This window comes from Pseudomonas sp. SMN5 (assembly GCF_052041925.1).
In the GTDB taxonomy this organism is placed as follows: Bacteria; Pseudomonadota; Gammaproteobacteria; order Pseudomonadales; family Pseudomonadaceae; genus Aquipseudomonas.
The window spans coordinates 287,119-299,989 of sequence record NZ_JBKGGX010000001.1 but is presented as its reverse complement, the minus strand read 5'-3'; the positions used below and the strand labels follow the sequence as shown (position 1 = coordinate 299,989).

Genomic DNA, 12,871 nt, shown 5'->3' with positions numbered 1-12,871 from the left:
AAATCTTTTGCTGACTTATCAATAACCGCCTTACATGGACCTAGCATGAACTTACAGAAAAGCACCCAGTATCTCGCGATGGGCATCGTCGGCCTGGGTGTCCTCGCACCAGCGATCAGCGTCGCCGACACGCTCGGCCCCTATGTCAGTGCCATGGGTGGCGTGAACTGGGTCGCCAGACAGGACTTGACCCAGAACGACCTCGACTTCGTCGAAATTCAGTACAACCAGCCGCTGCATTCGGGCTACGCCACCGGGCTGGCCGTGGGCTGGGGTTTCCCGGTCGGGCTGAGGCCGGAAGTGGAAGTCGCCTATCGCAGGAACACCCTGGACCAGTTCAATCACCGCGTCTACGAGGGCGGCGGCAGTATCCAGGGCAAAGGCAAGGAGGAAGCCAGCAGCATCATGGCCAACCTCTGGTATGACGTCACCAATCTGCCCGCTCCATTGAGCCGGCTCACCCCGTATGTGGGCGGTGGCCTGGGTTATGCGGTGCTGACCATCAGTGGCCTGGAAGCTGGCGGCGTCCAGTTCGGCGGGACCCATCGCGACACCGTCCCGGCCTATCAACTCGGTGCGGGGCTGGGCTATGAACTCTCCGAGCACTGGTCCATGTCCCTGGATTACCGGTATTTCAAGACCCGCGAAGCCCACTACGGCAATATCCAGGGCCTGCCCCAGGGTGACGTGAGCACCGAGTACAACGCGCAGTCCTTGATGCTTGGCCTGCGTTATTGGCTGTAATTACCACGATAAGCCGGCGCCTTGCCCTGCGGGGCGCCTGCCCTGGCTTGCCGACATAACCTCGGAGCGGTTGATTCGTTCGAATGCCCAGTACCCTAGACAGACAAATTCTGCGACCATAAACAAAAAAAACGCCAGGGAACTCAGGCCTTTCGATTACACCCTGGAACACCGTTATGTATTCCCTCCTCTTTCAAAGCCTACGGGCACGCTTTGCCATCGTCGTCGCGCTGGTCGTGCTGCTGCTCAGTTGCATCTTCGGCGCCGTGATCGGCGAATCCTCCATCTCCAGACTCAAGGAACAGACCGGACGTCAGCTGAGCGAGTACGCCTATTCAATGGTGGATCGTCTAGACCGCGACATGAGCAGCCGCGCCAAGGGACTGACCGTGCTGAGTCAGCTGGAGGCGTTGCGCAACACTGCCGATATCGATCAGGCACGGGCGCTGCTCGATCACCTCAGCGAGCAGTTTCCGAGCTATTCATGGATCGGCCTGACCGATGCCCAGGGCAAGGTGCTCGCTTCGACCGACGGCCTGCTGCTGGGCGCGGACATCTCGAAAAGGCCGGTGTTCAGCAACGCCCGCGAACAGACTTTCATCGGTGACGTGCACGAGGCGGTGATGCTCGCCAAGCTACTGCCCAACCCGTCCGGGGAAGCGATGAAGTTTGTCGACATCAGCATGCCGATCAACAATGACGCCGGGCAACTGACCGGCGTCCTTGCCGCGCACCTCTCCTGGGAATGGGCGGCCGAGGTTGGGCGTTCGTTGTTCGAACCGTTGCAAAAGCGCCTGCCGGGCCTGGAGTTTCTGGTCATCAGCAAGGACGGTACCGTGCTGCTTGGCCCCAAGGAGATGATCGGCAAACCCGTCGGAATCGCGTTGCATACCGGTGGCGGGCAGAGTGGGTCGGTAGAGCGCTGGCAGGACGGCCGTCTGTACCTGGCCGGTGCGGCACAAAGCGTCGGGGTCGATGGTTATCCGGGGCTGGGGTGGACCGTGATCACGCGCCAGCCTGCTGAAGCCGCCTTCGCCCAGGCCCATTCGCTACGCAACGAAATACTCTTGTGGGGCGGCATCCTGTCCATCGTGTTTGCGATCATCGGCTGGATTGTCGCAGGCATTCTCACAGGCCCGGTGAACCTCATTGCCGACGCGGCTGCTCGCCTCTCCGAAGGGGCCGATGTGAGCATCCCGCTGCTCAAGGGCGCCCGTGAAGTCGAAACACTGAGTATCGCGATCCGTCATCTGGTCGACAGCCTGACCCGTAAAGGTGGCCAGCTGGCGCTGGTCGAGGGCATCGCCTACCGCGACGTCGTCACCGGCCTGCCCAACCGGGCGGCGCTGGACAAGTACATCGAGGCGCTGGGCAGCGAAGTGCAGGCTCCACCTGAGTTCGGCGTCCTGTGCCTGGACCTCGACGGCTTTAAACCGGTCAATGATCGCTTCGGCCACGCCGTCGGTGATGAACTGCTTCGCGAGGTCGGCACCCGGCTGCTGTCGGCCGTACGCGAAGGCGACATTGCCGTGCGGCACGGCGGCGATGAGTTCGTGCTTCTGCTGCGCCTGCGGACAGGCGAATCCTTGGACAACCTACAGAGTGCAGCCCAACGAATCATCGCGAAGCTGGCCGAACCGGTGGTGCTGGCGGGAGAACCCATCAAGATCGGCTGCAGCATCGGTGCCACACTGTGGACCAGCGGCGATTTCACTGCCGCGCTGGCCCAGGCCGATGCGGCGCTCTACCGGGCCAAACGCGCCGGTAAGTCCCAAGCGATGTTTCATCAGTCCTCGGGGTCCACGGCCCCAGGTATCGAAGCCGAGGCCTTGGCGCCTTGACACGCCATGCCAGCGGCTGAAGAGAATGAGCAAAGATTTGTCACGGGCTGTCACAACCCAGGAAGCGCTGGTAGTTTCAGCCTGGCAATGGCATGCAGACGCCACATGACCGAATCACTGCAGCGCTGTGTGGCGAAAGATTTTCACGAATCCGCCGATACAGGCCTGATAAGCTGCGGGCTCGCAGGTGGCGCCTAGCAAAAAGCAACGATAGGGAGATTCAACGGACATGATTGTCGGCATTGATCTGGGGACCACCCACAGCCTGATCGCGGTATGGCGCGACGGCGCGGCACAGCTGGTCCCCAATGCGCTGGGCGAGTGGCTCACCCCCAGCGTGGTGGGCCTGGACGACGAAGGCCGGGTCATGGTCGGTCGTGCGGCGCTGGAGCGGTTACAGACTCATCCGCAGCTGACCGCCTCGCTGTTCAAACGTTATATGGGTAGCTCCCGTATCACCACCCTCGGCAATCGTGAGTTTCGCGCCGAAGAGCTTTCAGCGATGGTCCTGCGCAGCTTGCGCGAGGACGCCGAACGGCATTTCGGCGAACCGGTGGAAGAAGCCGTGATCAGCGTCCCGACCTATTTCAGCGACGCCCAGCGCAAGGCCACGCGCATTGCCGGTGAACTGGCGGGGTTCAAGGTCGAGCGGCTGATCAACGAACCCACCGCGGCCGCCCTCGCCTACGGCCTGCATCAGCGCGACAACGCCAGCACCTTCCTGGTTTTCGACCTTGGCGGCGGGACCTTCGACGTCTCCATCCTGGAACTGTTCGAAGGCGTCATGGAAGTGCGCGCCAGTGCCGGCGACAACTACCTGGGCGGGGAAGACTTCGACACGCTGTTGCTCCAGGATTTCGTCGCCGCTCAGGCCGTCAGCTCCGAAGGTCCGCTGGCCCTTAGCGACGCGCAGCTTTATGGGCGGCTGCGGCGTGAGGCCGAACGTGTGCGTAAAACCCTGGGCCATGACGCCAGCGCGATCTTCTCGGTACGCCAGGGCGAGCGTGAATGGCGTCGTGAATACACCCAGGCGGCGCTCACCGAGCTTTATGCACCCCTGTTCACTCGGCTTCGGGCCCCCATCGAGACCGCCCTGCGCGACGCAAGGATCCGCGCCAGCGAACTGGACGAAGTGTTGCTGGTGGGCGGCACCACGCGCATGCCGCTGGTGCGAAAGCTGGCGGCCAGTCTGTTCGGACGCTTCCCTTCGATCCAGCTCAACCCCGACGAAGCCGTGGCACTGGGCGCGGCGGTACAGGCCGGCTTGAAGAGTCGTGACGCGGCGCTCGAAGAAGTGGTCATGACCGACGTCTGTCCCTATTCCATGGGCGTCGAAATCGCCGTCGAATATGGCGGCACGCTCGAAGACGGCCACTATCTGCCGATCATCGAACGCAACTGCGTGGTGCCGGTGAGCAAGGTCAAGCGCGTGTACACCCTCAAGGATCAGCAGAAGGTCGTGCTGCTGAAGGTCTACCAGGGCGAAAGCCGGCGGATCAGCGAAAACATTCTTCTGGGCGAACTGGAGATTGCCGTGCCGCCGATGCCCGCCGGAGAAGTCAGCATCGACGTACGTTTCACCTACGACACCAACGGCCTGCTGGAGGCTGACGCGCAGATTGTCCAGACCGGGGAGCGACGCAATCTGGTGATCGCCAATAACGCCGGCGTGCTGGACAGCGCGCAGATCCAGCAGCGTCTCGAGGCTTTGCAAGCGTTGAAGATCCATCCACGGGACGAACAACCCAACACCTTGCTGATCGCCCGGCTCGAGCGCCTGTACCAGGAAAGCCGTGGCGACCTGCGCCAGCAGCTCGACGAGATGGCCACGCGCTTCGCCCGGGTGCTCGAGACCCAGGAGCTGCATGACATTCGCGAGTTACGGCTGCACATCAGCGCGCAACTCGACGCGCTGGAAGAAGGTGTCTGGCGATGAGCTGCTGGGAAGTCCTGGGCCTGCCGGCGGACGCCGACAAACGCAGCATCAAGCGCCAGTATGCGAACCTGCTCAAACAGCATCGGCCAGATGAAGATCCCGAGGGTTTCCAACGTTTGCGCGAGGCCTACGAGCAAGCCTTGGCCTGGGCCGATTGGCAACAGGAAGTGGTGGTCGAGGCTGAAGAATCGATTCCCGTCGATTGGCTTGAAACGCAGCCCGAGGCCCCGCGCCCGGAACCCAGGCCAGCAGAACCGCAAGGCCCGTCCCCGAGCCAACGCCTGGCGATGCAATGCCTGGAAGCGATCAGTGCGACCAACCTCGCCGACCGCGTGGCCCAAGCGCGCCTCTACGGATGCGAGCGAGACTTCGAACACGGCCTGCTCATGCATTGCCTGGCGCAGGAAGACAGCTACGCGCTGACTGAAGCCGCCATCGGACAGCTGCATTGGCTGACACCGTGGCAGCGCGAGGATCTACCCGTTGGCGCCACCGAGCAGTTGCGCAACAAGCTCATGGGGCTGGCATGGTCGCGCCTGACCGGAGCCTGCCACGACAACCAGCGCTTTCTCGATCTGGCCCGACAACTCGGTGCCAGCCCCTGGCTGCAGACGCTCGATGCGCGACAGTGGCTGAATCGATGCCTGGCCATGGCCTTGTTGCAGGCACCGCATTGGTCTGAAGCGCGGTTCGACGCGATCTGCGCGCAACAGGGCTGGAAGCAGACCGGCCATCACAGCCCCTGCCCCGAACCCTGGTGGAGCCAATTGCTCGCCCGTAGCCATTGCGCAACGTTCCTTGAGCAGCAGACGCGCCTCGCAACCACCGCCGACAGCAGCGACGCCAAGGCCGCGCGCATGTTGTTTGGCGGGCTCGACGAAGACGCCCGGGTGCGCCTGAGCATGACCTTCGGCGCGCAGGACTGGGCGGCCTGCGAGGCGCTGTACCGTACGGTTGAGAGTCGTCACCCGGAACTGCTTGAAGATCGACCCGAGCTGGCCCCGGACACCTGGCGCCCGCTGCGTCGGCAACCGCCGATCATGGCCGTGCCGCTGGCGATCCTGGGCGCCTCGACCTGGATGAGCTGGCAATTCGAATATCTACTCGGCGGGTCGTTCTTCAGCAGCGTACTCGACATGCTCATGCGTGCGTTGCTGCTGGGTGTGGTCGCCTGGGGGCTCAGCGCCTGCTGCAAGGTCCTGTGTCGGGGCGCCTGGCACCTGGACCAGTCGCTCCACGCTCGCTTCGGTCACTGGCTGAGTTTGCGCCGGCCCGCGCCATTGCCGATACGCGAAAGTCTCTGGGTCGGGCTGCTGGGTGGGCTCATTTATCTGGCGGGAGGAACGCTCGCCGCAGGGACGTACTTTGGCATCCTCGGTGCCTTGGCCGTCATGAGCCGGCGAAGGACCTCCGGACGCGGCCCGTCTGTGTTCGCCCGGCTCTATGAACGCATCCCTGGCGACGTGCTCATCGGCTTGTTCCTGGGCATGCTCGTGCCCCTTGTGCTATTGGGTAATGCCCTGGCCAGCAACGGCGCCCTCGCTGTAAACCAGGGCCTCCAGGCCTGGCCGCAGCGAACCTGCATCGCCCGCCAGCTGACACCCCCGTCCTGCCCTTCGGAACTGTCCACGTTACAGTGGCATAGCACGAGCCAACCATGATCAGCACCCGAGCCTTTTTCACTGCCGTTGTCGTTCTGCTGACAATGAGCTGGATGGTCCTGCGCTTGTCCGCGCCCGACCTTGATCGCGAAACACTGTCGCGCTGGTCCGAAGTCCAGGACATCAACACCTGCCTGATCGACGGTGCCGAGCTTCTTGAAGAGCGTTATGTCAGCTATCGCACCCTGGTTTCCCAACCCAGGGAAAAATGGCCGTTTGGCTGGTTCTTCCCCGGCTTCGGCATGGGCACAGGCAGTCTCACCCGACCGCAGGACGCCCAACCATCGCCGTGTAAACCCTGGCTTAGCCACCGTGATCCCGGCCTCAGTGCCCTGGCCAGGAACTACGTCCAGGCCTATAACCGCCTGCGCCCGGACGCCCTGGCTGTCGAGCAGTGGCTGGCAGAACGGCCGGCCGACCGGGATGATCGGGGCCTGGAAACACTCGACCGGACCTTTACCACGCATTTGCAGGATGTGCGCGCCCAGGCAGTACCGCTGCGCCAGGCGCTGGAACAGCCGCAACTGCAGGTTCGGCAAGAGCAATTGGCAGCCATCGAGAAACGTCTGGGACGCGATCAGCATTGGTACACGCTGCGTTTCATGATCGATGCCCGCCAAACCATCAATGCCCTGGATGCCATGACGGCAGGCACGCCCTTGACCCAAAAACAGTTGCTTGCCATGCAGCAAACCCTGGCGGCCACCTGGACGGACGCCGACTCTGCCGTACAGGCGCTACCCCGCCTACGCTCCGCCAACGGCGGCCCGCCCGTATGGAGCAAAATCAGCCTCGCTGCCAAGGAATGGATCGCCACCCTGGAACGCTTGCAGCGACACTGGGCGGCAAGAGCCGATGCCGCGCAGCTGAACCAGGACCTCGCGGCGGCACAAGCTGGATACGATGAGTTGCGCAGGCGCTATAACGCTGCGGTGCAGGGGCAGTATTGATCAGCCGGAAAACCTACCACAGAGATTACTTGCAGGCTTGCGAAGTGCCTCTGAAGAAAGACTTCCATGGGCTGCGTCCGTTGTTGTCGGTGCGGTGACTGGAGAAGTTCGGCACACCCGCGCCTGTTGAACGAAAGCTGGGGGTGACCCACCGCGAACCGGCCGGCCATTACAGGTCAGAGCGCAAGCACGAAACGGCATTCGCCTCTGGATGTATTGTCGTTGGCTAGCTGCTCAGGTACGAACCCGCACCGCTCGACAACCTTTCTCGAACCCGCGTTGCCCGGATACACATACGCCACCAACTGCGTCAGATCCCAGCGCTTGCGCGCTTCCTCGATCAGGCGCTTCAAGGCCAGCGTTGCCAACCCCTGCCCGCAGGCGCCTTGATCTATCCGATAGCCCACTTCCCCCGAGCCCTGCGGTGAGTTGATGTTTTTCAGATTTGCCCGACCGACGATCCTTGCGCCGCAATCCTCGATCACAAACGGATGCCAGGTCTGGGCGGCGAAATCAGCCAGATAGCTTTCGATGTGCGCTGTGACGCCTTCAAGCGAATAGAACGAAGGGTCGCGAGGGTCGATGTGAGATTCGAACCAGGTGCGGTTGTCGGCTTCGAATGCCAGTAGTGCCTGGGCATCGGTCATTTTCAGTTCGCGAATATTGATGGATTGCACTGGTGACCTCTCCTTGGGTTCCGATGGCAATCGTAAGGGCGAATGTGTGGCTATGGGAACAGTCGGCATCTCATTGGCTGTTCCACCGCCATCGCGAGCAGGCTCGCTCCCACAGGGGGATTGTGGCGGGTGCGGGATCCGTATGCACACCAGGATCACTGTGGGAGCGAGCCTGCTCGCGATGGCGGTGGGTCAGCCGAGCAGATGTTGGATTGGCTGCCGCTTTCGCGGGTAAACCCGCTCCCACAGGGGTTTTGTGGCGGATGCGAAATCTGTATGCACACCAGATTCATTGTGAGAGCGAGCCTGCTCGCGATGGCGGTGGGTCAGCCGAGCAGATGTTGAATTGGCTGCCGCTTTCGCGGGTAAACCCGCTCCCACAGGGGTTTTGTGGCGGATGCGAAATCTGTATGCACACCAGATCCATTGTGGGAGCGAGCCTGCTCGCGATGGCGGTGGGTCAGAGTCAGCCATAACGAAAATGCCCCGTACCTTTCGATACGGGGCATTTCCTGAGGTTTGCCAGGTCTTCACGCTGACGGCAAACCGCTCGGCATCAGTCGCTTATCAGCCGTTCCAGGGGCGGTCGCCCTGCTCGTCCTTGATGCGCGTCGGCAGGCCCATTACGTCCAATGCCTTAAGAAACGGCTCGGCCGGCAGCTCCTCGACGTTGACCATGCGTCGCACGTCCCACTCGCCACGGGCTACCAGCAGGGCTGCGGCGACTGGCGGTACGCCGGCGGTGTAGGAGATGCCCTGACTGTCGGTTTCGGCATAGGCCTCTTCGTGGTCGGCCACGTTGTAGATGAACATCTCCCGCGGCTGGCCGTCCTTGACACCCTTGACCAGGTCACCGATGCAGGTCTTGCCGGTGTAACCCGGCGCCAGCGAGCTCGGGTCAGGCAGCACGGCCTTGACCACTTTCAGCGGCACGACTTCCAGGCCTTCGGCGGTCTTGACCGGTTGCTCGGAGAGCAGGCCGAGGTTGCGCAGGACGGTGAACACATTGATGTAGTGTTCGCCAAAGCTCATCCAGAAACGCACGTTGGGCACGTCGAGGTTCTTGGACAGCGAATGCACTTCGTCATGGCCGGTGAGGTACAGGTTCTGCGAGCCCACGACCGGCAGGTCGTCGGTGCGCTTGACTTCGAACATGGTGTTGCTGGTCCACTGGCTGTCCTGCCAGCTCCACACCTGTCCGGTGAATTCACGGAAATTGATTTCCGGATCGAAATTCGTGGCGAAATACTTGCCGTGCGAACCGGCATTGACGTCGAGAATGTCGATCGAATTAATGCGGTCGAAATGCTGTTGCTGGGCCAGTGCCGCATAGGCATTGACCACGCCCGGGTCGAAACCCACGCCGAGGATGGCGGTGATGTTCTTCTCCTGGCACTCCTGCAGATGCTTCCACTCATAGTTGCCGTACCAAGGCGGCGTTTCGCAGACCTTGCCCGGTTCTTCGTGGATGGCGGTGTCCAGGTAGGCCACGCCGGTATCGATGCAGGCACGCAGCACCGACATGTTGAGGAAAGCGGAGCCGACGTTGATGACGATCTGCGACTCGGTCTCGCGAATCAGCGCCTTGGTCGCTTCGACATCCAGCGCGTTGAGCGCAAAAGCCTTGATGTCGGCGGGCTGCTTGAGGCTACCCTTGGCCTTGACGCTGTCGATGATGGCCTGGCATTTGGAGATGTTGCGCGACGCGATAGCAATACGACCGAGTTCGTCGTTGTGCTGCGCGCACTTGTGGGCCACCACCTTGGCGACACCTCCTGCACCAATGATAAGTACGTTCTTCTTCAATTTCTTCAAGTCTCCTTCCGCCAGCTCAAGAAAGGCTGGACAGATAGTCGTCGTAAACAAATTCGCGAACCACTTCGACGCTGCCGTCGAGTTGCTTCACTACGATGGACGGCATTTTCAGGCCGTTGAACCAGTTCTTCTTGACCATGGTGTAGCCTGCTGCGTCGATGAACGACAGCCGATCGCCGATGGACAGCGGACGATCGAATGGGTATTCGCCGAAAATATCTCCGGCCAGGCACGACTTGCCGCAAATCATGTAGGTGTGCTCGCCCTCGCTCGGCGCCAGCTTGGCGTTCAGGCGATAGATCAGCAGATCGAGCATGTGCGCCTCGATGGAGCTGTCCACCACGGCCAGGTGCTTGCCGTTGTAGAGCGTATCGAGCACGGTGACTTCCAGCGATGCGCTCTGGGTGATCGCCGCTTCACCCGGCTCCAGGTAGACCTGCACGCCATACTTTTGCGAGAACGCCTTGAGACGTGCGCAGAACGCGTCCAGCGCATAGCCCTCGCCAGTGAAGTGGATGCCGCCACCCAGGCTGACCCACTCGACCTTATGTAACAGGTGACCAAAGCGCTCTTCGATAGTGCCGAGCATTTGGTCGAACAGGCCGAAGTCGCCATTTTCGCAGTTGTTATGGAACATGAAGCCGGAGATCTGCTCGATGACCTGCTCGACCTTCACCGGGTCCCATTCACCCAGGCGGCTGAACGGACGCGCCGGGTCGGCCAGCAGGTAATCCGAACTGCTCACCTGCGGATTGACCCTCAGGCCACGGACCTTGCCGGCGGACGCCTCGGCGTAGCGCTGCAATTGGCCGATGGAGTTGAAGATGATCTTGTCGCAGTTGGCGAGCATCTCCTCGATCTCATCGTCGGCCCAGGCCACGCTGTAGGCGTGGGTCTCGCCGGCGAACTTCTGCCGACCGAGCTTGAGCTCGTAGAGCGACGACGAAGTGGTGCCGTCCATGTACTGCTGCATCAGGTCGAACACCGACCAGGTGGCGAAACACTTGAGTGCCAGCAAGGCCTTGGCCCCGGACTGCTCACGCACATAGGCGATCTTCTGCATGTTCGCCAGCAGTTTCTGTTTATCGATGAGGTAATACGGCGTTTTGATCATTTTCGCGGCCTCCGGCAAGGCGAGCCAAAAAAGGATGCGCATTGTGCCTTCACTGACTGCATATCGAAAGAGCGAAAAGCCCCGTTGGCGTAATCACCCCGATCCACGCGCAGGCTTCCGATAATCGGTTTACCCATTGTTCTTTAAAGAAAATGATCGAAGCCCGGCGAAGCAGGAAACCCAAGAGGCTTCGACGCGGGCACTTGAGAACCGGCTGACGATACCCTCTAACGACTACGACCAGAGCGCCGGGCAAGCCTGGCATCACTGCGATGACAGACGCATGACACTTTTATGTTCTTCAGAAAGCCGCCGTATATTGCGGAAACCGCTTTTGTGTCGAGATAGATCAACATTCGAGGCACAGGCAGACATGTGGCGGCATCTTCTGGAATAAAACGTTTTAGTAGTCACAAAACCGTCAGACGCAAGGGCGACCGTCAAGACTGTGTAACAAATTGCAACTAGGGTGAGTCGAGCCTCCAGAGCCCAATGAACCGGAGTCTGATCATGACCCACCCGACCCTGGCCCTGGACCCATCGAGTCCAGTCGCCCACCGTTCAAGACCGCAGCTCAATCGCAAGCCTAGCGTGTTCACCCTAGTGGTGTTCTTCGCCGTGCTGGGCAGCGGATTGCTGTTTACTGCCTACAGCCTGATGCACGACATGAACGAATTCGGCACGGTAGTCACCACCTGGACGCCGTTCCTGCTGCTGGGCGTGGCGCTGCTGATCGCCCTAGGCTTCGAGTTCGTCAACGGTTTCCACGACACCGCCAACGCGGTGGCCACGGTGATCTACACCAACTCCATGGCGCCGAACCTTGCAGTGGCCTGGTCGGGGTTCTTCAACTTCCTGGGAGTGCTGCTGTCCAGCGGCGCGGTGGCCTTCGGCATCATCGCGGAGCTGATCCTGCAGGTCGGCTCATCCGCCGGTTTCGCCATGATCTTCGCCCTGCTGATCGCCGCCACCCTGTGGAACCTTGGCACCTGGTGGCTGGGCTTGCCGGCCTCTTCGTCCCACACCCTGATCGGCTCGATCATCGGCGTCGGCGTCGCCAATGCCCTGATGCACGGTCGCGACGGCACCAGCGGCGTAGACTGGGTCCAGGCGAGCAAGATCGGCTACGCCTTGCTGTTATCGCCGCTGGTGGGCTTCGGTTGCGCCGCGCTGCTACTGCTGGCGCTGCGGGCCTTCGTCAAGAATCGCTCGCTGTACAAGGCCCCTGAAGGCAACACCCCGCCGCCATGGTGGATTCGCGGCATGCTGATCCTGACCTGCACCGGCGTCTCGTTCGCCCACGGCTCCAACGACGGTCAGAAAGGCATGGGGCTGATCATGTTGATCCTGGTCGGCACCCTGCCGATGGCCTATGCGCTGAACCGCACCATGCCGGCCGACCAGGCGCTGCAATTTGCCGCCGTGGCTGAAGTGACCCAGCAGGCCCTGGTGAAGCATTCACCCCAACCGGCACCGGCCAATCCTCGCGCGGTGCTGTCCAGCTTCATCAGCAGCAAGCAGGCCACGCCGCAACTGGTACCGGCCCTGGCCGCGCTGACCGGCAGCATCGGCGCCGAGGTCAAAGGCTACGGCTCGCTCGCCCGGGTGCCCGCCGAAGCCGTGGGCAACGTGCGTAACGACATGTACCTGACAAGCGAAACCATTCGCCTGATGGACAAGAACAAAGTCGGTCGTTTCGACGCCGATACCACCGATAAACTGCAACTGTTCAAGCAACAGATCGACATCTCGACGCGGTTCATTCCGCTGTGGGTGAAGATCGCGGTGGCGATTGCCCTCGGCCTGGGCACTATGGTCGGCTGGAAGCGCATCGTGGTGACGGTGGGTGAAAGGATCGGCAAGAGCCACCTGACCTACGCCCAGGGTGCTTCGGCAGAAACCGTGGCGATGATGACCATTGGCGCTGCCGACGTGTTCGGCTTGCCGGTCTCGACCACGCATGTGCTGTCCTCGGGCGTGGCCGGGACCATGGTCGCCAATGGCTCCGGTTTGCAGATGCGCACGATCCGCAATCTGGTGATGGCCTGGGTCCTGACACTGCCTGCGGCGATTCTGTTGTCCGGGAGTCTGTACTGGTTGTTTACCAAGTTGTTCTGAGTCTGTCGCTGCGAG

The 12,871-nt window shown here is 61.6% G+C and carries 9 protein-coding genes; 6 read left to right on the top strand and 3 right to left on the bottom strand.

Annotated elements, in window-relative coordinates:
- Positions 1–45 precede the first annotated feature (45 nt).
- From ACLEJR_RS01230 to ACLEJR_RS01210, 5 genes are all read left to right on the top strand, one after another.
- Positions 46–744, top strand: a complete 699-nt coding sequence (locus ACLEJR_RS01230) for an outer membrane protein (protein WP_440811610.1) — start codon at positions 46–48, stop codon at positions 742–744.
- A gap of 176 nt (positions 745–920) precedes the next feature.
- Complete coding sequence (locus ACLEJR_RS01225) at positions 921–2,585, top strand: diguanylate cyclase domain-containing protein (protein WP_440811608.1); 1,665 nt, start codon at positions 921–923, stop codon at positions 2,583–2,585.
- Between the two features lie 229 nt (positions 2,586–2,814).
- On the top strand, positions 2,815–4,521 hold the full coding sequence (locus ACLEJR_RS01220) for a molecular chaperone HscC (protein WP_440811604.1): 1,707 nt from the start codon (positions 2,815–2,817) through the stop codon (positions 4,519–4,521).
- Entirely contained in the window at positions 4,518–6,182 is a 1,665-nt protein-coding gene (locus tag ACLEJR_RS01215; protein WP_440811602.1) for a J domain-containing protein, read from the top strand. The genes ACLEJR_RS01220 and ACLEJR_RS01215 overlap by 4 nt, the downstream gene beginning before the upstream one ends.
- Positions 6,179–7,132 carry a DUF3829 domain-containing protein gene (locus ACLEJR_RS01210; RefSeq protein ID WP_440811599.1) on the top strand — a complete coding sequence of 318 codons (954 nt, stop codon included), beginning with the start codon at positions 6,179–6,181 and terminating at the stop codon, positions 7,130–7,132. Before ACLEJR_RS01215 ends, ACLEJR_RS01210 begins: the two co-directional genes overlap by 4 nt.
- A gap of 176 nt (positions 7,133–7,308) precedes the next feature.
- Here the strand turns inward: ACLEJR_RS01210 and ACLEJR_RS01205 are convergent, their stop codons facing one another.
- The 3 genes from ACLEJR_RS01205 to ACLEJR_RS01195 form a co-directional block, all read right to left on the bottom strand.
- Entirely contained in the window at positions 7,309–7,809 is a 501-nt protein-coding gene (locus tag ACLEJR_RS01205) for a GNAT family N-acetyltransferase (RefSeq protein WP_440811596.1), read from the bottom strand.
- 567 nt (positions 7,810–8,376) lie between these two features.
- The gene (locus ACLEJR_RS01200; protein WP_440811794.1) at positions 8,377–9,615 is read right to left on the bottom strand and encodes a saccharopine dehydrogenase family protein; all 1,239 of its coding nucleotides are present in this window, start codon (positions 9,613–9,615) and stop codon (positions 8,377–8,379) included.
- A 25-nt stretch (positions 9,616–9,640) separates the two neighbouring features.
- Positions 9,641–10,738 carry a carboxynorspermidine decarboxylase gene (locus tag ACLEJR_RS01195; RefSeq protein ID WP_440792339.1) on the bottom strand — a complete coding sequence of 366 codons (1,098 nt, stop codon included), beginning with the start codon at positions 10,736–10,738 and terminating at the stop codon, positions 9,641–9,643.
- A 510-nt stretch (positions 10,739–11,248) separates the two neighbouring features.
- On the opposite strand from ACLEJR_RS01195, the gene ACLEJR_RS01190 reads away from it, so the two are divergent.
- On the top strand, positions 11,249–12,856 hold the full coding sequence (locus tag ACLEJR_RS01190; RefSeq protein WP_440811594.1) for an inorganic phosphate transporter: 1,608 nt from the start codon (positions 11,249–11,251) through the stop codon (positions 12,854–12,856).
- Positions 12,857–12,871: the final 15 nt, after the last annotated feature.